The sequence below is a fragment of the Ideonella sp. FW305-24 genome (assembly GCF_058788035.1).
Genome location: NZ_JBYTAI010000002.1, coordinates 614,575 through 640,309, shown reverse-complemented (window position 1 = coordinate 640,309; position 25,735 = coordinate 614,575). Strand labels below are relative to the sequence as shown.

At 68.2% G+C, this 25,735-nt stretch carries 18 protein-coding genes; 4 read left to right on the top strand and 14 right to left on the bottom strand.

Going from position 1 to position 25,735, the window contains the following annotated elements; all coding sequences use genetic code 11:
* Nucleotides 1-99: 99 nt before the first annotated feature.
* The gene (locus tag AC3WR5_RS08500; RefSeq protein WP_492483470.1) at nt 100-1,770 is read left to right on the top strand and encodes an FMN-binding glutamate synthase family protein; all 1,671 of its coding nucleotides are present in this window, start codon (nt 100-102) and stop codon (nt 1,768-1,770) included.
* On the opposite strand, the gene AC3WR5_RS08495 is transcribed toward AC3WR5_RS08500, so the two are convergent.
* Nucleotides 1,767-2,381, bottom strand: a complete 615-nt coding sequence (locus AC3WR5_RS08495; protein ID WP_492483468.1) for a glutathione S-transferase family protein — start codon at nt 2,379-2,381, stop codon at nt 1,767-1,769. The two genes, AC3WR5_RS08500 and AC3WR5_RS08495, sit on opposite strands and share 4 nt — an antisense overlap.
* 153 nt (nt 2,382-2,534) lie before the next feature.
* Between AC3WR5_RS08495 and purB the strand changes: the two genes are divergently transcribed.
* The 3 genes from purB to AC3WR5_RS08480 all read left to right on the top strand — a co-directional run bounded on the left by purB (nt 2,535) and on the right by AC3WR5_RS08480 (nt 7,910).
* Entirely contained in the window at nt 2,535-3,923 is a 1,389-nt protein-coding gene (gene purB, locus AC3WR5_RS08490; RefSeq protein WP_141288143.1) for an adenylosuccinate lyase, read from the top strand.
* 124 nt (nt 3,924-4,047) lie between these two features.
* Nucleotides 4,048-4,884 carry an orotidine-5'-phosphate decarboxylase gene (pyrF, locus tag AC3WR5_RS08485; protein WP_231010406.1) on the top strand — a complete coding sequence of 279 codons (837 nt, stop codon included), beginning with the start codon at nt 4,048-4,050 and terminating at the stop codon, nt 4,882-4,884.
* Nucleotides 4,885-4,973: 89 nt separating this feature from the next.
* Nucleotides 4,974-7,910, top strand: a complete 2,937-nt coding sequence (locus AC3WR5_RS08480; RefSeq protein ID WP_492483465.1) for an ATP-binding protein — start codon at nt 4,974-4,976, stop codon at nt 7,908-7,910.
* Nucleotides 7,911-7,948: 38 nt separating this feature from the next.
* Here AC3WR5_RS08480 and AC3WR5_RS08475 read toward each other — a convergent pair whose 3' ends face one another.
* The 13 genes from AC3WR5_RS08475 to AC3WR5_RS08415 form a co-directional block, all read right to left on the bottom strand.
* The gene (locus tag AC3WR5_RS08475; RefSeq protein ID WP_492483463.1) at nt 7,949-10,258 is read right to left on the bottom strand and encodes a xanthine dehydrogenase family protein molybdopterin-binding subunit; all 2,310 of its coding nucleotides are present in this window, start codon (nt 10,256-10,258) and stop codon (nt 7,949-7,951) included.
* Nucleotides 10,255-10,782 (bottom strand): (2Fe-2S)-binding protein, encoded by a 528-nt coding sequence (locus AC3WR5_RS08470; protein WP_492483461.1) that lies wholly within the window; start codon nt 10,780-10,782, stop codon nt 10,255-10,257. Before AC3WR5_RS08470 ends, AC3WR5_RS08475 begins: the two co-directional genes overlap by 4 nt.
* Nucleotides 10,783-10,917: 135 nt before the next feature.
* Nucleotides 10,918-11,697 (bottom strand): LytR/AlgR family response regulator transcription factor, encoded by a 780-nt coding sequence (locus tag AC3WR5_RS08465; RefSeq protein ID WP_141291914.1) that lies wholly within the window; start codon nt 11,695-11,697, stop codon nt 10,918-10,920.
* 12 nt (nt 11,698-11,709) lie between these two features.
* A complete protein-coding gene (locus AC3WR5_RS08460; RefSeq protein ID WP_492483459.1) occupies nt 11,710-12,783 on the bottom strand; it encodes a sensor histidine kinase in 1,074 nt (357 codons plus the stop codon).
* Between the two features lie 263 nt (nt 12,784-13,046).
* Nucleotides 13,047-14,279 carry a sensor histidine kinase gene (locus tag AC3WR5_RS08455; protein ID WP_492483457.1) on the bottom strand — a complete coding sequence of 411 codons (1,233 nt, stop codon included), beginning with the start codon at nt 14,277-14,279 and terminating at the stop codon, nt 13,047-13,049.
* A gap of 97 nt (nt 14,280-14,376) precedes the next feature.
* Nucleotides 14,377-15,132 carry a class II glutamine amidotransferase gene (locus AC3WR5_RS08450; protein ID WP_492483455.1) on the bottom strand — a complete coding sequence of 252 codons (756 nt, stop codon included), beginning with the start codon at nt 15,130-15,132 and terminating at the stop codon, nt 14,377-14,379.
* 2 nt (nt 15,133-15,134) lie between these two features.
* Nucleotides 15,135-16,391, bottom strand: coding sequence for an NAD(P)/FAD-dependent oxidoreductase (locus AC3WR5_RS08445; protein ID WP_492483453.1), 1,257 nt, complete (start codon nt 16,389-16,391; stop codon nt 15,135-15,137).
* A 47-nt stretch (nt 16,392-16,438) separates the two neighbouring features.
* Complete coding sequence (locus AC3WR5_RS08440) at nt 16,439-17,770, bottom strand: hypothetical protein (RefSeq protein WP_492483451.1); 1,332 nt, start codon at nt 17,768-17,770, stop codon at nt 16,439-16,441.
* Between the two features lie 71 nt (nt 17,771-17,841).
* On the bottom strand, nt 17,842-20,364 hold the full coding sequence (locus AC3WR5_RS08435; protein WP_492483449.1) for a S8 family peptidase: 2,523 nt from the start codon (nt 20,362-20,364) through the stop codon (nt 17,842-17,844).
* Nucleotides 20,365-20,430: 66 nt separating this feature from the next.
* Nucleotides 20,431-21,414 (bottom strand): AAA family ATPase, encoded by a 984-nt coding sequence (locus tag AC3WR5_RS08430; protein ID WP_492483447.1) that lies wholly within the window; start codon nt 21,412-21,414, stop codon nt 20,431-20,433.
* A gap of 523 nt (nt 21,415-21,937) precedes the next feature.
* Nucleotides 21,938-23,626 carry an ABC transporter ATP-binding protein gene (locus tag AC3WR5_RS08425; RefSeq protein WP_141286474.1) on the bottom strand — a complete coding sequence of 563 codons (1,689 nt, stop codon included), beginning with the start codon at nt 23,624-23,626 and terminating at the stop codon, nt 21,938-21,940.
* 6 nt (nt 23,627-23,632) lie between these two features.
* A complete protein-coding gene (locus AC3WR5_RS08420) occupies nt 23,633-24,673 on the bottom strand; it encodes an ABC transporter permease (protein WP_492483445.1) in 1,041 nt (346 codons plus the stop codon).
* An 8-nt stretch (nt 24,674-24,681) separates the two neighbouring features.
* Nucleotides 24,682-25,620, bottom strand: a complete 939-nt coding sequence (locus tag AC3WR5_RS08415) for an ABC transporter permease (RefSeq protein WP_141286470.1) — start codon at nt 25,618-25,620, stop codon at nt 24,682-24,684.
* Nucleotides 25,621-25,735 lie beyond the last annotated feature (115 nt).

Here is a 25,735-nt window from a genome sequence, read left to right as displayed (position 1 = left end):
AGTGGCGGGCGCATGGTCCGCTCTTTGGCCTGACGCGCGGGCCGCAAGCCCGCTAGCATGCCGCCAGCCCGAGCACGGCCCGGGCGAGGAGTGAGTTGCATGCCTGCCTGGTTGAATGCCCTGAACCGTCTGATTCCCTTGCGCTATCTCACGCTGGTGGCCTGTGCGCTGCTGGCGCTGGTCAGCTGCGTGGTGCTGGGCCTGGGCGGCCACCTTGGCGCCTGGGCCCTGGCGCTGCTGGTCGGCCTGGCCGGGCTGGTGCTGGGCCTGCGCGACCTGCGCCAGACCCGCCACGCGATCCTGCGCAACTACCCGGTGATCGGCCACCTGCGTTTCCTGCTGGAGTTCATCAGGCCGGAGATGCGCCAGTACTTCATCGAGAGCGACAACGAGGCCGCGCCTTTTTCGCGCCAGCAGCGCTCGCTGGTCTACCAGCGCGCCAAGGGCGACCCTGACAACCGGCCGTTCGGCACCCAGCTGGACGTGCAGCGCGAAGGCTACGAATGGATCAACCATTCGCTGCTGCCCACCGTGCTCGATTCGCACGACTTCCGCATCACCATCGGCGCCAGCTGCACGCAGCCCTACCAGGCCAGCGTGTTCAACATCTCGGCGATGAGCTTTGGCGCCTTGAGCGCCAACGCCATCCTGGCGCTGAACGGCGGCGCGCGGCGCGGCAACTTCATGCACGACACCGGCGAAGGCTCGATCAGCGTGCACCACCGGGTGCATGGTGGCGACTTGGTGTGGGAGATCGGCTCGGGCTACTTCGGCTGCCGTGACGAGGCCGGCCGCTTCAGCGAGGAGCGCTTCATTGCCAACGCCCGCGAGCCGCAGGTCAAGCTGATCGAGCTGAAGCTTTCGCAAGGCGCCAAGCCGGGCCACGGCGGCGTGCTGCCGGGCCCGAAGGTCACGGCCGAGATCGCCGCAGCGCGTGGCGTGCCGGAAGGCGTGGCCTGCATCTCGCCGTCCTCGCACAGCGCCTTTTCAACGCCGGTCGAGATGCTGCAGTTCATCGCAAAGCTGCGCGAGCTTTCAGGCGGCAAGCCGACCGGCTTCAAGCTCTGCATCGGCCATCCGTGGGAATGGTTTGCGCTGTGCAAGGCGATGCTGGAAACCGACCTGCTGCCCGACTTCATCGTGGTGGACGGTGCCGAAGGCGGCACCGGTGCGGCGCCGCTGGAGTTCACCGACCATGTCGGCGCGCCGATGCAGGAAGGCCTGCTGCTGGTGCACAACAGCCTGGTCGGCCTGGGCCTGCGCTCGCGCATCCGGATTGGCGCGGCCGGCCGCATCGTCAGCGCCTTCGACATTGCCCGTGCGATGGCGCTGGGTGCCGACTGGTGCAACTCCGGCCGCGGCTTCATGTTCGCGCTGGGCTGCATTCAGGCCCAGACCTGTCACACCGGCAACTGCCCGACGGGCGTGACCACGCAGGACCCGGTGCGCCAGCGCGCGCTGGTCGTGCCCGACAAGATCGAGCGCGTGACCCGCTTCCACCAGAACACGCTGCACGCGCTGAAGGAACTGGTGCAGGCTGCCGGCCTGCACCACCCGAACGCCATCTCGGCCCGCCACATCGTGCGCCGCACCGCCGGCGACCAGATCCGCCTGCTGTCCACCCACCTGCAGTTCCTCAAGCCGGGCGAACTGCTGGCCGCCGCGGCTGGCCAGCAGCCCTGGCCGCACAAGGTCTTCGAGATGTACTGGCCCATGGCCCGCGCCAACAGCTTCCAGGCTGCGGAGGCCGAGCTGGAAGCGGTGAGTTAGGCCTGGGGGATGGTGTCCAGGAAGCTTTGCCGGGCAGCGAGCTTGTCGTACAGCTTCTGGAGATTCGGGTAGGGCGTGCGCCAGTCGATCTCGGGATATCGGAAGTCCAGGTAGCCGAGTGCGACGCCGACGGCGACGTCCGACAGCGTGAAGTGGATGCCCACGCAGAAGGGCTTGTCGCCCAGGCCCAGGCTCATCGCCGCCAGCGCGGATTGCACACGCGCCATGTAGCGGTCGATCCAGGCCTGCGAGCGCTGTTCTTCGGTGCGGCCGGCCCAGTGCTTTTCCAGCCTGGCGGTGATGCTGGCGTCCAGCAGGCCATCGGCCAGCGCTTCCCAGGTGCGCACTTCGACGCGCTCACGGCTGTTGGCCGGAATCAGCTTGCCGACCGGCGACAGCGTGTCGACGTATTCCACGATGACGCGCGAGTCGAACACCGCCTCGCCGCCTTCCATCACCAGGCAGGGCACCTTGCCCAGCGGATTGGCCGCCAGGATGCCGTCGCTGCCCCAGACGTCCTCCAGCACGAACTGGCAATCCAGCTTTTTCTCGGCCAGCACGATGCGTACCTTGCGAACGTACGGGCTGGTGAGTGATCCGATCAGTTTCATGCTTGTTGTCGTCTTTGGGCTGTCCCTTGGCCGCGATTCTATCGAAGCGGCCCATGGGCATGCCGAGGGGCCTCGCGGGTTGCCCCCGTAAAATGGGGCGCTCCGCACATGCGCCCCGCGTGTGCGCCTTGCCTGGCTTGCGCCCCCGCTCCTATGCAGAACTCCCCCTCGCTGTCATCCCATTCGGCCCTGATGGCCCTGTCCCCGCTGGATGGCCGCTATGCCGCCAAGGTCGCCCCGCTGCGCCCGCTGCTGTCGGAGTACGGACTGATGCACCGCAGGGTGCAGGTCGAGGTCGAGTGGTTCATTGCGCTGTCCGACGCCGGCCTGACCGGCTTTGCGCCGCTGTCCGAAGCCTCGCGCGGCCTTCTGCGCGGGCTGGTGACCCGCTTCTCGGAAGCCGATGCGCAGGCCATCAAGGACATCGAGAAGACCACCAACCATGACGTGAAGGCGGTCGAGTACTGGCTCAAGGCCCGTTTCGAGCAGAACGCCGAACTGACCGCGGCGTCCGAGTTCGTGCACTTCGCCTGCACCAGCGAGGACATCAACAACACCAGCCATGCGCTGATGCTGAAGGCCGCGCGCGCCGAGGTGCTGCTGCCGGGCCTGGAGCGCGTCATCGCCCAGCTGACCGAGATGGCGCACGGCTTTGCCGATGTGCCGATGCTCTCGCGCACCCATGGCCAGACGGCCAGCCCGACAACGGTGGGCAAGGAGTTCGCCAACGTCGTGGCCCGCCTGCAGCGCGCCCGCGAGCGAATTGCCGAAGTGCCGCTGCTGGCCAAGATGAACGGCGCGGTCGGCAACTACAACGCCCACTCGGTCGCCTACCCGGACAAGGACTGGGAAGCCTTCTCGCGCCAAGTCGTCGAAAGCGGCCTCGGGTTGACCTTCAACCCGTACACCATCCAGATCGAGCCGCACGACTACATGGCCGAGCTGTTCGATGCGGTGACGCGCTGCAACACCATCCTGATCGACTTCGCGCGCGACGTCTGGGGCTACATCTCGCTGGGCTACTTCAAGCAGAAGTTGAAGGACGGCGAGGTTGGCTCCTCGGCGATGCCGCACAAGGTCAACCCGATCGACTTCGAGAACGCCGAGGGCAACTTCGGCCTGGCCAACGCGCTGCTGGCCCACCTGAGCCAGAAGCTGCCGATCAGCCGCTGGCAGCGCGACCTGACCGACTCCACCGTGCTGCGCAACATGGGCGTGGCGCTGGGCTACGCGGTGCTGGCGCACGAATCGCTGTCGCGCGGCCTGGGCAAGCTGGAGATCAACACCGACGCGCTGGCCGCCGACCTGGACGGCGCCTGGGAGGTGCTGGCCGAAGCCATCCAGACGGTGATGCGCGCCCATGCATTGCCGCAGCCCTACGAGCAGCTCAAGGCCTTCACCCGCGGCAAGCCGATGACGCGCGACATGATGCAGGGCTTCATTGCCAACCTGGCGTTGCCGCAGAGCGAAAAAGACCGCCTGCTGGCGATGACGCCGGGCAGCTACCTCGGCCTCGCCGCAGCGTTGGCAAAACGGGTCTGAACGGTAACGAAATGCAAGGGTGGCGGGGTGCATGCCCCGTGTCCCGCAAAAAGCACGTCAGGCCGGCAGCGGATTCACCTGTTCGGTCACCCTGCGGGCAGGGGGCGCTCATTAGAATCGCCCCATGCATTTCGCTTCCCAGTTGGCGCGCGCTTGCGCCCGCCACGAATCCCTGCTATGCGTCGGTCTTGATCCGGACCCGGCCAAGTTCCCCGCCGGCCTGCGCGGCGACCCGTCCCGCATTTTCGACTTCTGCGCCCGCATCGTTGACGCGACCAAGGACCTGGTCTGCGCCTTCAAGCCGCAGATCGCCTACTTCGCCGCCCATCGCGCCGAGGATCAGCTGGAGCAGCTGATGGCCTACCTCCGGCGCAATGCGCCCGAGGTGCCGGTCATCCTGGACGCCAAGCGCGGCGACATCGGCAACACCGCCGAGCAGTACGCCCGCGAAGCCTTCGAGCGCTACCAGGCCGACGCGGTGACGCTGTCGCCCTACATGGGTTTCGACTCGATCGAGCCCTACCTGAAATACGACGGCAAGGGCCTGATCCTGCTCTGCCGCACCTCCAACCCCGGCGGCAGCGACCTGCAGTTCCAGCCGCTGGCCAATGGCGAGCGCCTGTTCGAGGAAGTGGCCCGGCTGGCGGCCGGCAAGTGGAATCGCGATGGCCGGCTGGGCCTGGTCGTTGGTGCCACCTTCCCGGCCGAGCTGGCCCGGGTGCGCGAGCTGGCGCCCACCTTGCCGCTGCTGATCCCCGGCGTGGGCGCCCAGGGGGGCGATGCTGCGGCCACGGTGCAAGCCGGCTGGCGGCCTGACGCACCGATCATCGTCAGTTCCTCGCGCGCCGTGCTGTACGCCGGCAGCGGCGAGGACTTTGCCCAGCAGGCCCGCACCGTGGCCCAGGCCACGCGTCTGGAGCTGCAGGCCGCGCAAAAAGCCTTGCCGGCCCGGTTGTCGTGAAGTGCCTGCCGGCTGCAGTCCCCGCCAGGTCGGCCCAGCCGACCGGCGCTGCGGCACGCTGACCGGCCCCCGCCGCGCAGGTTGTCGAAATGACCCGCCGCCCTGCCGGTCGCCCTGCGCGCCCCGCCCATCCGGCGCCGCCGGCCTCGCACCTGCGTGCCTTGCCGCGCTGGCGCGCGCTGGCTGGTGCCGGCAGCACAGGGCTGCTGGCGGCGCTGGCGGCCATGTCGTTGTGGCAGCTCTACCCTGGCGAATGGCCGGCGCCGCTGCGCTGGGGCCTGGGTGCGCTGCTGGGCGTGGCCGGCGGCGTATGGCTCAGCCTGCGCCTGCATCGCAGCCGCGCAGCCGCCGCCTTGCCCGCAGAGCGGCCCGCTGTTGCGTCTGAAACCGCGCCGCTCTCGCCGCCGCGCGACGCACTCGCTGCCGGCTTGCTGGCGATGACCGCCGACGCGGTGCTGACGCTGGACGAGCACGGCCGCTTGCTCGGCCTGGTCGAACAGGATGGCCGCCAGCGGCTGGCGGCACTCGCCGCTTTGAGCGGCCAGCCGCTGTGGGCGCTGCCCGGTGCCCGGCTGCCGCCGCCTGACCTGCCGGCGCTGCAGCGCGCCATCAAGGAAGGCCGGCCCTGGCGCGACCTGGACTGGCACTGGCAGTCGCCCGATGGCCAGGCCTGGCATTTCGCGCTCAGTGGGTTGCCGCGCCGCAGTGCCGGCGGACGCCTGCTGGGCTTTGGCGCGGTGCTGCGCGACCTGCGCGGCGAGCAGCGCTTCCAGGCCTTGTTCGCCGAGCTGCCACAAGCGCTGCTGCTGCACCGCGGCCCGCGCCTGCTGGACGCCAACCTGGCTGCGCTGCAACTGCTGGGCGCGGCCGACCGCCAGGCCCTGCTGGCGCGTGACCTGCTCGAAAGCTTTGCGCCGGGCGACAGCCGGGCCCGCGCCGCTCGCCAGTTCGAGGCCGCGCGGCGCCAGCCGGCGGGCGCCTCGCCGCTGGTCGGCAGCTTCCTGCTCGGCACGGCCCAGCCGATCCAGGTGCGCAGCCAGGTGCTGGGCGGCGGCAGCGGTGGCGAGGCACCTGCCACGCTGTCGCTGCTGCTGCCCGAACACACGCCGGCGCCTGCCGCCACTAGCGGCCGCGCGGATGCCCTGATGTCGCACCTGGTCGACATCAGCCCCGATGCGATCTCGCTGACCGAGCTTGGCAGCTCGCGCTATGTGATGGTCAACGCCAGCTTCGAGCGCCTGATGGGCTACCGCGCGAGCGACGTGATCGGCCGCACCGCGCTGGAGGTCGGCATCTGGACCCACCCGGCCCAGCGCGGTGAGCTGCTGGAGGTGCTGCGCCAGCGGGCCGCGGTGCAGGACATGCCGGTCACGCTCACCGCGCGCAACGGTCGCCGGCTGGACGTGCTGCTGTCGGCCGCACGCTTCCACGAGGACCAGGTCGACTACATGGTGGTCACGCTGCGCGACGTGACCCAGGCCGAGCAGACCCGGCTGGAGTACCAGGCGATCCTGGACAACGCGCTGATCGGCATCGCGTTCGTGCGTGACGAGCATTTCGTGATGGCCAACCCCCGCTTCGAGGCCATGCTGAGCTGGCCGCCCGGCGCGCTGGTGGGCCAGCATGCCGCGGTGATCTGGCCCACGCGAGCCGAGCACCTGGAGGCCCAGCGGCGTTTCGATCCGCGGCTGACGGCCGGTGAGTCGATCGAGCTGGAGCACCTGCTCAAGCGGCGCGACGGCAGCGTTTTCCTCTGCCGCCTGATGGCCAAGGCCATCAACCCGCACAAGCCCGGCCCGCGTGGCAACCTTTGGCTGGCCGAAGACGTGACCGAGCGCCGCCAGGTCGAGCAGCAGCTGGCCAAGGCCCGTGACGAGGCCCAGGCTGCCAACCGGGCCAAGAGCGACTTCCTGGCCAACCTCAGCCACGAGATCCGCACGCCGCTCAATGCGCTGCTCGGGCTGGCCCGGCTGGCGCGCCAGCCCGAGGTCGGCGAGCGCCGCCGGCAGGACTACATCGAGCAGATCAGCGAAAGTGCCGAGACCCTGTCGGCCATCATTTCCGACATCCTGGACCTGTCCAAGATCGAGGCCGGCAAGATGCACCTGGAGCACCTGCCGTTTTCGCTGCAGGCGCTGCTCGACAGCCTCTACCAGGCCTATGGCGCACTGGCCGACAACAAGGGCCTGACGATGCGCCTGGCCTGCGATGCCGACGTGCCGGCCATCGTCATCGGCGACTCGGTGCGGCTGCGCCAGATCCTCAGCAACTACCTGACCAACGCGCTGAAGTTCACCCAGGCCGGCCGGATCGAACTGGCGGTGCGGCGCATCGGCGGTAACGCGCTGCGCTTCGAGGTGCGCGACACCGGCAGCGGCATCGCGCCAGACGCGCAGGCCCGGCTGTTCACGCCCTTCACCCAGGTCGACAACTCGGTCAACCGGCGCTTTGGCGGCACCGGCTTGGGCCTGTCCATCTGCCGCCAACTGGCGCACCTGATGGAAGGCGAAGTGGGGGTGCTCAGCGAGCCGGGCCGTGGCAGCGTGTTCTGGGCCGAGCTGCCGCTGCCCAGCGGCAGCAGCGAGGACCTGGAGGCCAGCACCGGCAGCGGCGGCATGGACCCGGTCAACGGCGCACGCGTGCTGATGGTCGAGGACAACCCGGTCAACATGATGATCTCGGTGGCCCTGCTGGAGCAGTGGGGCGCGCTGGTCACGCAGGCGCATGACGGCGCGCAGGCCATCGAGGCGGTGGAGCAGGCCTTTGCGCTGGGCCGGCCTTACGACGTGGTGCTGATGGACGTGCAGATGCCCGGCATCAGCGGCCACGAGGCGACCCAGGTGCTGCGCCGTCGCCACTCGCGCGAGCAGCTGCCCATCATCGCGCTGACCGCCGCGGCGCTGGTCTCCGAGCGCAACCAGGCGCTGGCCGAAGGCATGAACGACTTCCTGACCAAGCCGATCGACGCGCAGCGCCTGCGCGCTTCGCTGGTGCGCGCGCTGCGCGCGCTGCACGGCGAGACCTGAGGATTGGCACTCCCCGGGCCGGGTTGCGCCCGGCCCTTTCAGGCGGCCAGCGTCAGCGGCAAGCTGCGCAGCCGCTGCCCCGTCAGCGCAAACAAGGCATTCGCCAGCGCTGGCGCCACCGGTGGCACCGCTGGCTCGCCAATGCCGGTCGGTGTGCGGGTGCTGGTGATGAGGTGGGTCTCGATCAGCGGGCATTCGCGCAGGCTCAGCAATGGCTGGTCCGGGAAGTTCTTCTGCTGGACTTCGCCGTTCAAGATGTCGATGCGTCCGTAGAGCGCGGCCGTCAGCCCGAAGACCACGCTGCTTTCGACCTGCTGGGCCACGATGTCCGGCTGCAGCACCATGCCGCAGTCCACTGCGCAAACCACCCGCAGCACGCGCGGCTTGCCCTCGCTCAGCGTGACCTCCAGCACCTGGGCCACCACGGTGCCGAAGCTCTCGTGAAGCGCCAGCCCGCGGGCGATGCCGGCCGGCAGCGGCTGGCCCCAACCGGCCTTCTCGGCGGCGCGCTGCAACACGGCGGCATGGCGCGGCTGGTCGGCCAGCAGGCTCAAGCGAAAGGCCAGCGGGTCGGCCCCGGCGGCATGCGCCAGCTCGTCGATGAAAGCTTCGCTGAAAAACGCGTTGTGCGAATGGCCGACCGAGCGCCAGTTGCCGATCGGCACGTCGTGCTGCGTGGCCACATGCGCCATGCGCTGGTTCGGCACGGCATACGGCAGGTCGAACAGGCCTTCGGCCGTGGTTTTGTCCGGCATGTCCACCGGCCCGGCCAGCTGAGGTGCGTTGCGCGCCATCCAGCGCGGCGTGATGGCGTCACCCGCGCTGTGGATGCTGAGCGCCTGCAGCTTGCCGTCGCCAGAGAGCACGCCGCGCAGCAGCGCGGCCCCTGCCGGGCGGTAGAAGTCGTGCGTGAAGTCCTCTTCGCGCGGCCACAGCAGCTGCACCGGCCGGCCGCCGGTTTCCATGGCCACGCGCACTGCCTGGCCCACGTGGTCGGTCTCCAGCCGGCGGCCGAAGCCGCCGCCGATCAGCGTCATGTGCAGCGTGACCTTTTCCAGCGGCACGCCGGCCACGCGGGCCGCGAGCTGGCGGGCCATTTCAGGCACCTGTGTCGGGGCCCAGATCTCAACGCCCTGGTCCGTGACCTGCACGGTGCAGTTCATCGGCTCCATCGTCGCGTGGGCCAGGTACGGTGCCTGGTACGCGGCTTCCAGCCGGCGGGCGCCGCCTTGTTCGCCGGCCTGCCAGCTGGCCGCCGCGTCCCCCAGGCTGTAGAAGCCAAAACCGTGGCTGGCGTCGGCAGCGCTGCGCGCCGTCTGCGCCAGGCTGGCGGCAATCGCCGCCGAGTCCAGCGCGCCGGCGGGTCGGCCCTGCCAGCTCGCGTCCATTGCCAGCGCCGCCTGCTTGGCATGCCAGCTGCTGTGTGCGACCACCGCGATGCCGGCGGTGCTGCCGGCCACCGGGCCCAGCCGCACCACGCGCTGCACGCCGGGCCGGCGCAGCAGCGCGTCCATGTCCACCGCACCCGGGGCGCCGCCCAGCGCAGGCGCATGGCGCATCACGGCGAACAGCATGTCTGGCCGCCGGGTGTCGATGCCGTAGCGCGCCGCGCCGGTGCTCTTGGCCAGCGTGTCGCTGCGCGGTTGCGGCTTGCCCAGCAGCCGCCATTGGCTGCTGGCTTTCAGCTTGATGCCGCCGGCCGGCACGGTGGCCGCCGCCTCGGCCAGCTCGCCGTAGCCGGCGCTGTTGCCGCTGGCAGCGTGTTGCACCACACCGTCCTGCACCTGGAACTCGTCCACCGGCAGGCGCCAGCGCAGCGAGGCCGCGCCCAGCAGCTGGGCCCGCGCGGTGGCCGCGGCCAGGCGCAGCGGTTCCCAGGCGTCCGCCACGGTGGACGAGCCGCCGGTGATCACGATGCCCAGCTCGCGCGCCACCTTGCGCACCATCCACTGCCCCAGCCGCGCGCCGGTGGTCTCATGGCCGGGTTCCAGCGAGCGCGGATGCACCGGCAGGCTGGCGGCCAGCACGGCCACGTTGCCGTAAAGCGTCTCGCCCGCAGCTGGCGCGGTCAGTCGCACGCGGGTGGGCGCCAGGTCCAGCTCCTCGGCCACCAGCAAGGCCAGCGTGCTGTGCACGCCCTGGCCCATCTCGGCGTAGGGCATGGCCAGCAGCACGTCGCCATTGCGCGCCACCTTGATCCAGCCGTTCAGCCCGACCTCGCCAGCCACTGGCGGCAAGGTGTCGGCCCGGCCCAGCCGGCCGCGTGGCGGCAGCCCGCTCCAGCCCACGATCAAGGCCCCGGCGCCGGCCAGGCCGGACCACAGCAGCGTGCGGCGCTTGAGCGTCATGCGGCGCTCCGGTCCTGGTCCGCCAGGGCCGTCTTGACGAGCGCCTTGGCCCCGGGCTTGACGGCCGGCGCCAGCGCCGCCGCCGCGGCATGGATGGCCGCGCGCACCCGCGGGTAGGTGCCGCAGCGGCACAGGTTGGTGATGGCCGCGTCGATGTCGGCGTCGGTCGGCTGTGGTTTCTGGCGCAGCAGCGCCTCGGCCGCCATCAGCATGCCGCTCTGGCAGTAGCCGCACTGCGGCACCTGGTGGGTCACCCAGGCCTGCTGCAGCGGGTGCAAACCCACGCCCGCCAGGCCCTCGATGGTTTTCACCGCCTTGCCCTGCACCGCACCGACCGGCGTCACGCACGAGCGCACCGCCTGCCCGTCGACCTGCACCGTGCAGGCGCCACAGGCGGCGACGCCGCAGCCGTACTTGGTGCCGGTCAGCCCGAGTTCATCGCGCAGCACCCACAGCAGCGGCATGTCCGGCGGTACGCGCTGGTCGTCGAGGGCATGGGCTTGGGTGTTGACGGTCAACTGCACGGGCGCGTCTCCTGCGCTCCTGGAACTGGGAGCGCCGCGAGTTTGGCAGAAGCAGGGCCGCCATCGCCTGTCGCGAGGGTGTCCAGCGGTGACAAGGCCGCCCGGACTAACCCGAGGTGACGCGGCGTTTGAAGCTCACTGCCCCTTGAACAGGCCCTGGAAGTGGCGCGACACCGGCAGCTTCTCGCTGCGGCCGCGCAAGGAGAGCACCATCGTGCCCTCGTCCACCCGCAGCGCGCTGGCAATGTGCCGGTGGTTGACGATCACCGAGCGGTGCACCTGCCAGAACTGCTGCTCGTCCAGCTGCGCCAGCAGCTCCTTCAGCGGCGTGCGGATCAGCGCCTCGCCCGGGCCGGCCTCGTCCTGGTAGACGACTCGCGTGTAGCGCGCGTCCGACTCGAAGTACACCACCTGCTCGACCGGGATCAGCCGCACCTCCTTGCCGATGCTGGCCTGGATCATCGGGGCCGGCCGGCGCGCCGGCAGCAACTGCTGGCTGAGCTGCGCGAGCAGTGCCGTCATGTCCGGTGTGGCGGGCGCGGCTTGCGCGGGCTGCAGGCGCTGCTTGAGCCGCGCCACCGTCTGCGCCAGCCGGGCAGGATCCACCGGCTTCATCACATAGTCCACCGCGCCAGCCTCGAAAGCCTGCAGCGCATGGTCGCCATAGGCGGTGACGAACACCACCTCGGCCCGGCCCTGGATGCGCTGCGCGACCTCGATGCCGCTCAGGCCCGGCATGCGGATGTCCAGGAAACACAGCTGCGGCTCGTGTTCGAGGAAGGCGTCCCAGGCGTCCACGCCGTTGACGGCCTCGGCCACCAGTTCGAGTTCCGGCCAGGCCTGCTGCAGCGCGGCTTTGAGTTGCGCGCGCGGGGCTTCTTCGTCGTCGGCGATCAGGGCGGTGATGGGATTCATCGGTGTGCAGGCTCAGGCAGAAAGTGGAAGACGCAGCAGCGCACGGCAGCCGCCCTCGGGTCGGTTGGCCAGGCTCAGCTCGGCCTTGGTGCCGAAGGCTTGTGCGAGGCGGGCGCGGCTGTTGACCAGGCCCACGTGGCCTTCGGCAGGGCCGGGCAGCAGCGGCAGGCCGGGGCCGTCGTCGTCGATGGCGATGCAGAGCTGGCCGGCTTCGCGCCAGGCGCTGAGCTGCACGCTGCCGCCGGCCAGCTGCGGCGAGATGCCGTGTTCAACGGCGTTTTCGACCAGCGTCAGCAGCAGGCCGGGCGGCAGCGGCGTGGCGCCCAGCGCAGGCTCGGCGCGGATCTCGAAGCGCAGCCGCTCGCCCAGCCGCGCCTGCATCACCTCCAGGTAGCGGCGCACGGCTTCCAGCTCCTGGTCCAGGCGCAGCAGCGGTCGGTCGAACAGCGGCAGCGTGGCGCGCAGGTAGCCGGTCAGCGAGTCCAGCAGCGGCGCGGCGCGCGGGTCGCCGCTGGCCACCCAGTGCTGCAGCGAGGCCAGGGTGTTGAACAGGAAGTGCGGCTGGATCTGCGCGCTGCCGAGCTGGCGGGCCATTTCCAGCGCGCGCTCGCGCTCGTCCAGCTCGGCCAGGCGCAGGGCGATGTGCTGGCTGCGGTGCATCGCGGTGAACCACAGGCCCACCATGCCCATGCCGAACAGCGCGCCCAGCACGCCGGGGCCGGCCGGCACCGTCGACAGATTCTGCGCGGTGTGCAGCACCTGTCCGAAGGACCCGCCATAGGTGAGCATCGGCACCAGCAGGAAGCTGCTCGCGGTGGCCATGGGCATCAGGTAGTAAGCCCAGCGCCCGGCCCGGCAGCCGGGGTCGTGCCACAGCGCCCACAGGCCGGCCAGCAGCCCCAGTAGGTAGAAGCCCATCACGAACCAGATCGGCGCGGGCACCATGGCGTGGAAGGCGACGGCGTACATCGCCATCACGAAGATCACGTTGAACAGCACCGCGCCGACGATGGAGGGCGACGGGCCGTGCGGCACGGCGCGCGCCAGCTCGGCGGCCGTGAAGCGCCGCCTGGGCAGCATCATCATCATGCAGCGCCAGTCGAACCATGTCGTGCGGGGCGGGGTGGTCGCGGCGGCCGAGCCGGCTGATCCCTTCCCCGTCCTGACTGACCCCTCCGCCGTTCGGGCTGAGCTTGTCGAAGCCCCCGGCCCTTCGACAGGCTCAGGGTGAACGGATGCCGATGCACGTTGTCCGTCCGTGCCGAGTCCCCCACCGTTCGGGCTGAGCTTGTCGAAGCCAGCCAACCCTTCGACAAGCTCAGGGCGAACGGACCCGAGAGGAGTCGCGCTCATGACCGCGACTCCGGCAACCACAGCGCGGCGCGCGTACTGCCATCGGGCTGGCGCTGCAGGGCCAGCGTGGCGCGTGGGCCAGCCAGGCGCTGCAGCCGCTCGCGGCAGTTGCGCAGGCCCACGCCTTCGGATGGCAGCGGTTCTGGCAAGGGCTGGCCGGTGTTGTCGACCCACACGGCCCAGCCATCGGCCTGCCGCGCGCCACCGAGGCGGATCTCGCCGCCGGCCAGCGCCGGGCTCACGCCGTGCTCGATGGCGTTTTCCACCAGTGTCAGCAGCAGCCCCGGCGGCAGCGGCAGCGCGCCGGCTTCGGGTGGCAGCGACTGGGCGGTCTGCAGCCGCGCGCCGAGCCGGGCCTGCTGGATGGCCAGGTAGTGCGCCACGGTGGCGGCTTCTTCGGCCAGCGGGATGTGCGCGCGCGACAGCGTTTCGGTGCTGGCACGCAGGAAGCCGGTGAGGGCGCGCAGCAGGCCGGGCGCGCGCGCGTCGCCGCTGTCCACCCAGTGCTGCAGCGCGGCCAGCGTGTTGAAGATGAAATGCGGCTGGATCTGCGCCTGCAGCAGCCGCAGCTGCGCCTCGGCGGCTTCGCGCGAGGCCTGGTCGCGTTCGCGCTTGAGCTGCATGCGCTCGAACTCCAGCTTCATCTGCACCTTGCGGGTGTTGGACAGCAACCAGAGGAAGACCAGCGTGGTGAGCGCCACGATGAGCTGCAGCGGCGTGGCCGCCCACAGCAGCGCCGGCCACTCGCCCGGCGAGGGCCAGCCGGCCTCGCTGCCTCGCAGCTTGCGCCAGGCCAGCACCAGCGTGCTGGCATAGGTGGCCAGCGACATCAGCAGCGCCAGGCGCAGCAGCCGCCGGCCCGAGCCGTACGAGGCGAACAGCCCGGGCTGGCGCCACACGCGCAGGCACAGCATGAACAGCCCGGCGAAATACAGCGCGCTGACGGCCCAGGCGGCCGGCCAGCTCAGGCCGTTGGCATGCAGCCCGCCAGCGCCGCCGATGACGCCGCCGGCCACGCCTGTCGCCATGCCCAGGCCGAGGCGGCCGACCATCAGGCGATCCATGGTCTCGGCCATCTCGCGCTGTTCGGCGGGCCAGTCCTGGCGGTCCGGCGACATGCGAATCAGCAGCCAGCGCTGGACGCCGTTCAGCGGCACTTCTGCGGTGGTGGCTGCTCCGGCAGGGCGGCTCGGGTCTTCAAAGACAAAGGGCGTCGGCGGCATCGTCATGGCGCAAGCATCTCGCAGCCGCTGGCGCAGCGGCGCTGCGAGGCGGTGGATGGCCGGTGCGGGCGCACGAATGGCAGCAGCGGCGCATGAACTGCGGTCAGCCCAGCGGCTGGCCGTCGACAAACACCTTCAGCTCGCCGCAGGTGAAGGCGGTCCAGGCTTCGTGCTGGGTCAGCGGCTCGGTGGCGATCACGGCCACGCGGTCGTTGGGCGTGGTGTGGTGGGCAAAGTCCACGCTGAGGTCCTCGTCGCGCAGCGCGACCGCGCCGAACGGATGCTGGCGCACGACCCAGTGCAGGTGGGTGGATGCATGCGCCCACAGCGCCTGGCCGTTGGACAGCAGCATGTTGAAGGTGCCGTGGCGGTGCAGCGTGGGCATCAGCTCGGCCAGCGTGCGCGTCAGCTCCTCGATCGCGGGCACGCCGGCATGGGCCTTGGCGAGTTCCTGCATCAGCCAGCAAAAGGCGCGCTCGCTGTCGGTGTCGCCCACCGGGCGGAACGCGGCGTGCAGGCGCGGGTGGAAATCCACCAGGTTGCCGTTGTGCGCGAAGACCCAGTAGCGGCCCCACAGCTCGCGCTGGAACGGGTGGGTGTTCTCCAGCGCCACGCGGCCCTGCGTGGCCTTGCGGATGTGGGCGATGACGTTGTCGCTGCGGATCGGGTAGGTCTTGACCAGTTCGGCCACTGGCGACTGGCGCGCGCTGTGGTGGTCCACGAAGAGCCGCACGCCGCGGTCCTCGAAGAAGCCGATGCCAAAGCCGTCCTTGTGCTCGTCGGCGCGCGTGGCCAAGCCGGTGAAGCTGAACATCACGTCGGTCGGCGTGTTGGCATTCATGCCGAGCAGCTGGCACATGCTCAGACGCCGATCATCGCCCGGGCCAGACCGCGCACGGTCACCAGGCTGCCGGGGTTGCTGGTCTCGTCCAGGATCTTGGCCATGCGCTGGCGCAGGTAGGCGCTGTGGCGGCCGCGCCAGATCAAGAGGTCGGCCAACCACGGGTGGCTGTTGATCAGGTTGGCCTTCTCGTACAGCGCGAAGCGCGGCTGCAGCGCGCGCAGCCGGGCTTCGTAGGCGGCGCGCTGAACGCCTTCGTCTTCGGCCACCAGCAGCGCCTCGGCGGCCAGCATGCCGGTTTCCATGGCCTTGCCAATGCCTTCGCCGGTGAAGTGATAGGTGGCGCCAGCGGCCTCGCCGGTGACCAGCACGCCCGGCGCGCTCCACTTCGCGCCGTTCAAGGAGCAGCGCAGTGGCGCGCCCTTGAGCGCCCAGCCTGCGGTGTCGCGCTTCACGTCGCCCAGCACTTCGCCGTCCTGCATCAGCAGGCGTGCAGGTTCATGGGCTTCGAGGAAGGCATTGAACACCTGGCGCAGATTGGGTGCCTCTTCAGAGTCGGTCTGAAACAGACCCACGCCGATGTTGAACACGCCATCCTTCATCGGGAAGATCCAGCCGTAGCCCGGCCGCAGCTTCTGGTGCCAGACCAGCTCCAGCCCGCGGATGCGGTCCACCAGCGACTGGCAGCGCACATGGGCGCGCAGCGCAATCGCGCTGGGCGTGCGGCGCTCGCACAGGTCGGCCGCCAGCAGGCCTTGCGTGACGGCGCCGGTGGCCAGCACGACACGGCTGGCGCGCACTTCGCGCAGCGTGCCGTCCGGGCCCTTCAGGCGGGCGCCGGTGGCGGGGCGATCCGGGCCGTCTGCGTGCAGCAGGGCCTCGAAGCGCCACGGTGCATGGAAGGCGGCGCCGGCGCGGCGCGCGGCTTCGAGCAGGATCATGTCCAGCTCGCGGCGGGCCAGCGTGGCCAGGTGACCGGGGATTTCGATGGACCCGCCACGCGGGCCCACGCAGCGCAGGAACGGCACCTTGTGTGCATAGGCCTGGATCTGGTCGGCCACGCCCAGGCGGGCGAAGGCGGCGTGGGCATCGGGGATCAGGCCGTCGCCGCAGATCTTTTCGCGCGGGAAGCTTTGCGCGTCCACCAGGCAGACCGCCTTGCCGGCGCGCGCCAGCAGCTGGGCGCAGGCGCTGCCAGCCGGGCCCGCGCCGATCACCAGCACGTCGCAGGCTTCAGGCAAAGGGGATGCGGAAGGGATGGCGGCCAGCGGGTCCATGGGGCGGGGTGATCGGCGGAAGCGGTCATCGTAACGCCGTGCCTGGCTCACTCCGGACGGGCGAGCAATTTCAGCGTGCGGTCCAGCGCCCGGGCGACCGGGGCCAGCGCCTCGGGGCCGGTCGTGGCGGGCGTGTCGCCCGGGTTGTGGAAGAAGCGGTGGCCGGAGGCCAGGCCGAGGTAGCGGCCGTAGCCTGCCGCATGGATCTCGCGCAGTTCGCCGGGCGGCGCCGCGCTGCCCACCTGCACCCGGCGCAGCGGCAGCAGGCCTTCGCTGCCGGCATTCGCCGCGGGCGCCAGCGCAGCGCTGTAGAACAGCGTGCGGCGGGCGTCCACCGCGCGGTCGGTGACCCACTGCGCCCCCTCCTTGCGCCACTCGTAGCAGGCCAGCGACGCGCCCAGGTGCAGCCAGCTGACCGAGTCGGCCGGCGGCGGCTCGCGCTGCAGGAAGACTTCCATGCCGCCGTGGCCAATCTCGTGGCCAGCGGTGGCCACGAAGACGAAGTTCACACCCAGGTCGCTGGCCGCCACGCTGCGCGCCAACGCCAGGAAGACCGCGATGCCGGAGCCACGTTCGCAGGCGCTGGTGAACCAGCCGGTGGTCGGCGTGGAGACGACGATGGTGCGCGCGGCATGGCGGTCCAGCCGGGCCACGACGTTGCGCCCGGCGACCTGTTGTTCGTAGCGGCCGTCGACGGCAATGTCCACCTTGTGGCCGGCTGCCTGCGCGGCCCGCAACAGGCCGGCGTCCGCCGTGCCCACGGTGAGCACTGGCACTGGCCACGGCGTGTCTGCCTGCGCGACGTTGTACGCATACGGCTGCTCGCCCGGGCTGGCAATGCTCAGCAGGATGGCCGCTGGGTGGCGCAGTGCAGCGGCGGCAATCGCGTCGCGCTGCGCCTTGCCGAGGTAGGCGGACTGGTCGTAGGGCAGCGTCAGCCAGACGATCTGGCCGCTGGCGTCGGCGCTGCCTTCAGGCGCAATCGGTGCGCTGAGGCGAAAGCTCGCCTGCTCGGCCGGTGGCCACCAGAACGGCAGCGCCTGCAGCTGCGCTTCGCCGACCGTCACGCTGGCGCTGTCCAGCTGGTACTGGCGGTCCATCGTGAACGGCTGGAAGCTGGTCTGCAGGCCGGCGTGTTTCAGCTCGGCGGCCAGCCAGTCACTGGTGGCCTGGTCGGCCGCAGAGCCGAAGCGGTGTTCGCCCAGGCTGGCGTAGTGCTGCACGTCGGCATACAGCTGCGGGCCGGCCAGCGGGTCGGACGGCGGGGCCGGCGGCGTTGCGCAGCCGCTGACGAGCAGCGCCAGCGAGGCGAGCAGTGCAACGGGTGTCGGTTTACGTTGAGTTTTGAACTCTTTGCGCTTAACTTGAAACTCGGGCATGGTCGAACGGGTCGAGGTCCATTTCGGGTAACGCAAAGATTGCTGAGTTGCCGATGCGGCTGTAGAGGCGGCTAGACCGGGATGCCGTTCGCGATCGCGATTTCGGTTGCGATTGGCGTGTAGAGGTTGATGTCCGCCGCTACCGCATCGAGTGGGTGGATCGACACGACCAATGAGTAGCGCACGGTGATGCCAGCGCGCTCACTATCGCGCCAGTCCTTCCACCAGCCGCCAACTGGGAAAACGGCCACATGCGACTTTGCAGCCAGCGCCGCTGCGGTACCCCGCCAGATGTCGGAGTGCAGGGAGCCACGTGCGCGCAGTTGTGAACCAAGCACCCATTCATTGCGGTCGGGGTCCAACATGGCCTCATCAACGTTTACATCTGCCAGCTCGCGCTCAATTTTGTTGATGCGCTGATTGAACTCTTCCTCTGTTTCTGAGGCGCCTTTTACTGCGAAGCGCAAGCCATGGGATTGGTACCGGAACTTGCTCTGCCAACCGCGCCGGCTGGGGTTGGGCTCGATGAAGTACGAGAGCGTGACTCGCATTTCGACCTGCGTGCCGCCAAGATTTCGCAGCACCTCAGCGGGCCACGGCATTGCATGCAGCTTGAGTTCATTGAGCTTGACTTGACCATCCTCCGATTTGTACGGAACGATGGTGTCCTGTGTGACTAGGTTCGGTGATTGCTCGGTCGAAAACAGCGAATTCTCAAGCGATACGAGCCCGAAGCCGTACTCGCGTAGGAGGTTCTTAATTTGTGCCTTGGTATGGTTGGGCGGCACTTGGGACCACATGCGCGGAGTGAAGCGCGCACCGTGTACGACCAGGGCGCGAATGGTCTCTTCCCAGTACTCAGGATAGCGAGCTCGCAGATGGGCGCAGATTCGACCGACCTCTGCGGCTGCGGCACTCGTGTCGCCGCTCTCCGCGAACGGTGACTGATGCTGACGGTGCGACGTCGTAAGGACACGCAGGCTCTCCGGGCCCACGATGACATGAGGGGCTGGGTCGAGGCTGCCGTTGCCGCCTTCCGCGACTACGTCAGGCTTGATGGGCCACGAGTTGACCCACAACAGCGACGTGGTGGAGGCTGGTGAGAGTGCCCCTTGGCTTGCGATGGGCACTGCATTGGGCCAGTTCGTGAAGTCGACATCAGTCAGACTGGTACATGCGCCGACGGTCAAGACATTCCAGGCCTGGCCGGGATCTTCGATCGAGGTCTGGCGGTTTATGCCCGGATAGGCATTCCAAGCCTCCCACGGCACGTTGCCAGCCGACAGCACGAAGAGTCGTGGACTTAGTTCATCGGTTGCCCAATCAACACCCTGTGCGTACGGCTGCAAGCCATCAAGGCCAAAAGCGAGTTGGTCGATTGCTGCAGACCATTCCGTCGGCTTGCCTGCGCTTGGGCCTACAGCCGTCGTCATCGTTGCAAAGACACGCTGCCGTTCGGAGTTGTTGTCTTCTACGTTGCTGACGGCCTGCGCATACACCCAGCCATAGAGGTGGGGCGGGTTGACGCCGGCAGGCGGAAAGATCTTGACGGACTCCAGTCGATGCGGAATTTCTATCTCGTGGGTGCCAGCAAGGGCATGAACCAAGTTACCGTAGCAGACAATGCCCGCTATCCCGGTGCCGTGCCCGTTCTGGTCTGCGCCGCCCCATTCGGGAAACACAGCCAGCACATCGTTCTGCTCGATTGCTTCCTGCAGAAGCACGTGTGCCCGGTTGACCCCGGTGTCGAGCAGCGTCACATACGGGGCAAGGTCTGGGGCAGCGAAGGTTGAGCGCCCCTGAAGGTCTTGAATCCAGTGCGCCTGCTCCCTGGGGGTAAGGTTTGACAAGAAGAACTCTGCAGTAGGCTGGACACCACGGATCTCGGCGATCAGGTCCAGCAGTGACACAGCCTGCTCGAGCGAGCGTCGCGTTGACATCGCAGCGATTACGACGCGCCCGGGGAAGGTCAGAAAACCGGTTTCCACCTGCACCTGAAGCTGCCGCGCAACATCGGTGAACGCCGCGACCACGTCGCGAGGGATGCGGTCCCCAATGCGCAGCCAGAGCTGGAACCATTGGGGCTGATCCAACGCCGTCGGCGCGGAGGCGTCTTCGGTCCACAATTCATCGAATGCTGCTCGCCGAATCGCGTCGATGGCATTGACCAGCTTGGCGTGCTTCGGTTTGCCATGCCGCGTGTCTTCAGTAAGGTACTCGCGAACCCGCTTCTCCAACGCGCCAAGTCTCCCGTCGGGCACATGAAGCGCAACGACAGGGCCGTTGCCTCCGTCCACCACACTGAGCACCTCGATGCCCTCGCGTTTCCATTCGAGCGTCCTGAAGTCGAAATCGGCGTCGTGCGCGAATTGGATGGCGATGGTGATGCCGGCTGCCGTGTCCAGGCCTCTCGCGGTGCGCTCTAAGGCCAGTTCTTCAGCGCTGAGCTTGAGGGTTTGCAACTGGCTGAGCAGCGCGTTGCCGTGACCGCCGCGATTTCGTTGAGGCGATTCAGTGCCACGAACAGACAGGTTGGATTTGAAGGGGCGATCCTCGACAAACCCCTCGACATACAAGTGTTCGAGCTGAGTCATCCCTGAAGCGACTGGTTGTTGTTACACCAATGTACTTCACGTGCGGTTGGGCCTGACGCCGCGAATTCACTGATGCAGTTGGCTAGACGTCCGCTCTTTTAGGTGCTGCACGACATTTTCTTCGCTGACTCGGTCCTGGCCATCGAGCACGGCGTCCTTGATCGCGTCTTCGCACGCACGCACGATTTCGGAGTGCGAGAGGCCACGTGCAGCTGGGACTAAGCCCTTGAACCACATGCCGTCAGGAGCCAGCAGCGCAAGGCGGTTACCTAGTAGCTCCTCGATCTGGTCGTCGTCCGGCGACCCGTATCGGATGACATCGTCAAAACGACGGAACAACGCCGAATCTAGCGAGGCACCATGATTGGTGGCCGCAACGATGATGCTGTCCGATTCATCCTGCTCGATTAGTTGCAGGAACATGTTCAGCGTGCGGCGCATCTCAGCCACATCGTGTTGGCTGCCACGTTGCAGTCCAAGCGAGTCAAACTCGTCGAAGAGATAGACGCCGCGGGTCGATTTCAGCGCTTCGAAGACCAAGCGCAGCTTCGACGCGCTTTCGCCCATGAACTTCGTGATGAGGCTGTCGAAGCGCGCTGTGAAGAGGGGCAGCTTCAGCTCTGTAGCAAGGACGGCTGCGGTCAAGGTCTTGCCAGTCCCTGGCGGGCCGACCAGCAGTAGCTTGCGGCGCGGGGACAGGCCGTGCCCGCTTAGCCTTTCATGCTGGCGTTGCTCTCTCAGAACTCGCTGAAGCTTTTGTTCCACCTCTGAAGACAACACCATCTGCTTCAAGTGGTGCTGGGGGTACTGCGCTGTCAGGAGTTCGGCTAGCTCCCCGCGCGGCTGGACCAGCGGCATCGCACGGCTTCGTGCGCGCGGCGCCGCCGGAGCACGGGCTGCTTCAATCAACTCGCGAAGCTCGGTGGCCAATTTCATGTGACCGCGGCGAGCCTCTTCCGCAGCCACCTGCAATGCGACGGAGATGAACTGCGCGTCCTCATTGCCTGCATAGGCCCTGAAGAGTGCCTTGATTTGTTCAGCTCGTGCCATGAATGCTCCTTGCTGCCATCTTAGGCGCACACACTTTTCAGCTTGTGCTATTGTCGCAATATGGTGCTTTTATTGCAACAAAATGGCGAGCGATCATCCACCTTTCCGACGACCCAGGCGGAATTGATCAAACAGGCCCGTGGGGACCGTACCCAGACGGCATTTGCCCGCGTCCTGAGTGTCAGCCGCTCTTGTCTCTCCCGCTACGAAAGCGAGGAGTTGGGGGCGCCCACGAGTGTCATCAACCACTGCCTTGGTGCGATAGCTGCACAGCTATCCGGCCTGCCTGAGGCGGGTGATCCGCTGAACCGTGCATTGCAGTTGAGTCGAGCCACGACGCGACAGTTGGAAGCAGCAGCAAGGCGTTCGGCTTGAGGCGGGGTTCGCTATGCCTGTCAACGGCGTGCATGGCATGCACGACGCCATCTACGAACTACTCGGCGTCAGGAGGTGGGCCCTTGGCAGCTGCTCGACCACCTGATGGATCACATTCAATGCGCAGCCGCCGCACTTACCCCAGCCGTCAGGCTGCCGCGCCTTGCCAGCCCTTGGGCACCGCGCTGATCAGCTTGCGGGTGTATTCCTGCTTGGGCGCATGCAGGATCTCCTCCACGCCGGCCTGCTCGACGACTTCGCCGTCCTTCATCACCAGCACCTCGTCGGAGATGAAGCGCACGACCGACAGGTCATGGCTGATGAAGATGTACGACAGGCCCAGCTCGTCCTGCAGGTCCTTCAGCAGGTTCAGCACCTGGGCCTGCACCGACACGTCCAGCGCGCTGACCGATTCGTCCAGCACCAGCACTTCCGGGTTCAGGCTCAGGCAGCGGGCAATCGCCACGCGCTGGCGCTGGCCGCCGGAGAACTCGTGCGGGTACTTGCCGAAGGCGCGGCCGTCCAGCCCCACCTTGACCAGCAGCTCGCGGGCGCGCTGCTCGCGATCACGGTCGTCCTTGCCAATGCCGTGGATGCGCATCGGCTCGATCAGCGCCTGGCCGATGGTGAAGCGCGGGTTCAGCGAGGCATACGGGTTCTGGAACACGATCTGGATGCGGCGGCGCATCAGCTGGCGTTCGGCGGCCGACAGCGCCAGCAGGTTCTTGCCGTCGAAGATCACCTCGCCGCTAGTCGGCTCGTGCAGGCGCAGCAGCGTCAGGCCCATGGTCGTCTTGCCGGAGCCCGACTCGCCAACGACGCCCAGCGTGTGGCCCTTGCGCAGCTTGAAGTTGACGTTGCGCACGGCCTTGAACTCGCGCTTGCCGAACAGGCCTTCCTTCATGAAGAAGCTCTTGGCCAGCGACTTGACTTCCAGCACCACCGGCGCGGCCGGGTCCTTGGCCTTGCTGTCGGTGCGCGCGGCGCGGCCCTGGATGTAATCGTCGATCACCATCAGCCGCGGCGGGTTGTGATCCAGGCTGGGTCGGCAGGCCAGCAGCGCCTTGGTGTATGGGTCTTTCGGCGCGCTGAACAGCTCGGCCGTGGTGCCAGCTTCGCGCACCGTGCCCTGGCGCATCACGACGACGTGGTCGGCAATCTCGCCAACCAGCCCCAGGTCATGGCTGATGAACAGCACCGACATCTTGTGCCTGGCCTTCAGCGAAGCCAGCAGTTCGATGATCTGGCGCTGGATGGTCACGTCCAGCGCGGTGGTGGGTTCGTCGGCGATCAGCAGCTTGGGCTCGCAGGCCAGCGCCATCGCAATCATCACGCGCTGCTGCTGGCCACCCGAAAGCTCGTGCGGATAGGCCTTGAGCCGGCGCGCCGGCTCAGGGATCCCGACTTCCTGCAGCAGCTGCTCGGCGCGCGCCAGCGCCGCCTTGGCCGAGAGGCTCAGGTGCACCTTCAGCGTCTCGACCAGTTGCTGGCCCACGGTGAAGACCGGGTTCAGCGAGGACATCGGGTCCTGGAACACGCAGGCGATTTCGGCGCCGCGCAAGGCGCGCAGCTCGGCCGGCGTGGCTTCCAGCAGGTTCTTGCCGCGCCACAGCACCTGGCCCGAACGCTCGGCGTTCTTGGGCAGCAGGTTCAGGATGGACATCGCGGTGACGCTCTTGCCCGAGCCGGACTCGCCGACCAGGGCCACCGTGCTGTTCTCCGGCACGTCGAAGCTCACGCTTTCGCCGCCCCGGCCCACGGCCTCGGCACGCACCATCTCGCCGTTCACGCGCCCCATGCGGAACGCGACCTTCAGGTTCTGAATGCTCAACAACATGATGGCTTACTCCTGGCCGCGCAGCTTGGTGTCCAGCGCGTCGCGCCAGGCGTCGGCCATCAGCGAGAAGGCCGTGACGAAAACCGCCATGAAGACGGTGGCGGCAGCCAGTTGCCACCAGTAGCCGAGGATCAGCTCAGCCTGCGATTCGGCCAGCATCGTGCCCCAGGACACCTGGTCGACCGGCACGCCCAGGCCCAGGTAGGACAGGATCACCTCGCTCTTGATGAAGCCCACCACCATCAGCGACATGCGCACCAGCACCACGTGGCTCACGTTGGGCAGGATGTGGCGGAACATGCGCGAGAACGACGAGGCGCCGATGGCCTCGGCCGCCCGCACGTATTCGCGCTGGCGGTGCTTGATGAACTCGGCCCGCACCTGGCGGTACAGGCTGGTCCAGCCGGTCAGGCCCAGGATCAGCACCACGGTGCCGATGCCCCGGCCCAGCACGGCCGCGAAGGCGAAGATCAGCAGGATGTCGGGAATGGCGGTGAAGACGTTGTAGAGCCACTCCAGGAAGTCGTCGACCTTCTTGCCGAAGAAGCCGGCCGAGGCGCCCAGCAGCGTGCCGAGGATGGTCGCCACCAGCGCGGCCAGCACGCCGACGAAGACCGAGATCTCGGTGCCTTTCTGCGCCTTGGACAGCACGTCCCGGCCCAGCCGGTCGGCGCCCAGCGGCAGCGTCGTGGCCTTCACGGTTTCGGTCGTGTGGTACTGCTTGGCCTTCTCGGCCCACTCGGCGTAGCGCGGGGCCAGCGGGTCGATGTCGCTCAGGTCCACGTTGGGTGTGAGTGGTGCGGCCACAGCGGCTGCGGCCTTCTCGGCCGCGCGGGCGCCGAGGAAGCTTGGCGGCGCGTTGGGCACGGCCACTTCCTGCTGGAAATTGCGCGCCACCACGCCGGTGGCCGACAGCAGGATCATCACCAGGAAGATGGCCACCACGCCCATGGAGACCAGGCCCACGCGGTCGGTCTTGAAGCGCCGCCAGGCCGCGCGCCACACACCCTCGGACCGCTCGTTCATCTCGGCGGCCGTTGCATTCATCACTGCGCTCATTTCAGCACCACCCGCGGGTCCACAACCTTGTAGAGCAGGTCGGTGGCCAGGTTGATCAACATCGTCATCATCGCCAGGTAGACGGCCGAGGCCTGGATCACCGGGTAGTCGCTGCGGTTGACCGCCAGCAACACCTCGCGACCCATGCCGGGAATCGAGAAGAAGAATTCGATCAGGAACGAACCCACGAAGATGCCCGGCAGCGCCAGGCCGACGTTGGTCAGGATCGGAATCATCGCGTTGCGCAGCACGTGCTTGAACAACACGCTGCGCTCGCTCAGGCCCTTGGCGCGTGCGGTGCGCACGTAGTCATGGCTGAGCTCGTCGAGGAAGAAGGTGCGGTACAGGCGCGTCTGCGGCGAGATGCCCACCGCCACGGCCAGCAGCACCGGCAGCGGGCAGTAGACGATCAGGTTGGTCAGCGTCGAATCGCTCCAGCCCTGCACCGGGAACCAGCCGAGCTGGAAGCCGAACACGTACTGGCCGATGATCACGTAGACCAGGAAGGAGATGGACAGCGCGATGGTGGTGGCCACCATCAGCGTGCGGTCGGTCCAGGAGCCGCGCACATAGGCCACGCCCAGGGCCACCGGAATGGCCAGGATGGTGTCCAGCAGCACGATGGGGATCATGACGGTCAGCGTGGCCGGCATGCGGGTGGCGAACAGGTGGCTCACCGCCTCGTTGGTCGCCCAGCTCTTGCCCCAATCGAAGGTGGCGATCTGCTTGATGAAGATCCACAGCTGGAACCAGGCGGGCTGGTCCAGGCCGAGCTGCTGGCGGATGGCGGCGATCTGGGCCTGGGTGGCGTTCTGCCCCGCCAGGATCACGGCAGGGTCACTGCCGAAGTACTTGAAGAGCACGAACACCAGCAGCACCACACCGATCAAGGTGGGAATCATCTGCCACAAGCGCCGTATCAGGTAAGCGAGCATGGGGGCAACAGCGGAAGTTGAGGCGCACCCAGCTTGTGGCGGGCTGCCAGTTGGCGAAAACGCGAGAGTGTAGGGCCACGCCCTTGTTGAGCTTTCCTCACGCAAACCCTGTGCC

Bases quoted from the DNA above. Each gene is read 5' to 3' on its own strand.
- AC3WR5_RS08415 (WP_141286470.1), bottom strand. From the start codon at position 25,620: ATGCTCGCTTACCTGATACGGCGCTTGTGGCAGATGATTCCCACCTTG.
- AC3WR5_RS08440 (WP_492483451.1), bottom strand. From the start codon at position 17,770: ATGCCCGAGTTTCAAGTTAAGCGCAAAGAGTTCAAAACTCAACGTAAA.
- AC3WR5_RS08460 (WP_492483459.1), bottom strand. From the start codon at position 12,783: ATGATGATGCTGCCCAGGCGGCGCTTCACGGCCGCCGAGCTGGCGCGC.
- pyrF (WP_231010406.1), top strand. From the start codon at position 4,048: ATGCATTTCGCTTCCCAGTTGGCGCGCGCTTGCGCCCGCCACGAATCC.
- purB (WP_141288143.1), top strand. From the start codon at position 2,535: ATGCAGAACTCCCCCTCGCTGTCATCCCATTCGGCCCTGATGGCCCTG.
- AC3WR5_RS08420 (WP_492483445.1), bottom strand. From the start codon at position 24,673: ATGAATGCAACGGCCGCCGAGATGAACGAGCGGTCCGAGGGTGTGTGG.
- AC3WR5_RS08465 (WP_141291914.1), bottom strand. From the start codon at position 11,697: ATGAATCCCATCACCGCCCTGATCGCCGACGACGAAGAAGCCCCGCGC.
- AC3WR5_RS08495 (WP_492483468.1), bottom strand. From the start codon at position 2,381: ATGAAACTGATCGGATCACTCACCAGCCCGTACGTTCGCAAGGTACGC.
- AC3WR5_RS08455 (WP_492483457.1), bottom strand. From the start codon at position 14,279: ATGACGATGCCGCCGACGCCCTTTGTCTTTGAAGACCCGAGCCGCCCT.
- AC3WR5_RS08450 (WP_492483455.1), bottom strand. From the start codon at position 15,132: ATGTGCCAGCTGCTCGGCATGAATGCCAACACGCCGACCGACGTGATG.
- AC3WR5_RS08445 (WP_492483453.1), bottom strand. From the start codon at position 16,391: ATGGACCCGCTGGCCGCCATCCCTTCCGCATCCCCTTTGCCTGAAGCC.
- AC3WR5_RS08435 (WP_492483449.1), bottom strand. From the start codon at position 20,364: ATGACTCAGCTCGAACACTTGTATGTCGAGGGGTTTGTCGAGGATCGC.
- AC3WR5_RS08475 (WP_492483463.1), bottom strand. From the start codon at position 10,258: ATGACGCTCAAGCGCCGCACGCTGCTGTGGTCCGGCCTGGCCGGCGCC.
- AC3WR5_RS08430 (WP_492483447.1), bottom strand. From the start codon at position 21,414: ATGGCACGAGCTGAACAAATCAAGGCACTCTTCAGGGCCTATGCAGGC.
- AC3WR5_RS08500 (WP_492483470.1), top strand. From the start codon at position 100: ATGCCTGCCTGGTTGAATGCCCTGAACCGTCTGATTCCCTTGCGCTAT.
- AC3WR5_RS08480 (WP_492483465.1), top strand. From the start codon at position 4,974: ATGACCCGCCGCCCTGCCGGTCGCCCTGCGCGCCCCGCCCATCCGGCG.
- AC3WR5_RS08425 (WP_141286474.1), bottom strand. From the start codon at position 23,626: ATGTTGTTGAGCATTCAGAACCTGAAGGTCGCGTTCCGCATGGGGCGC.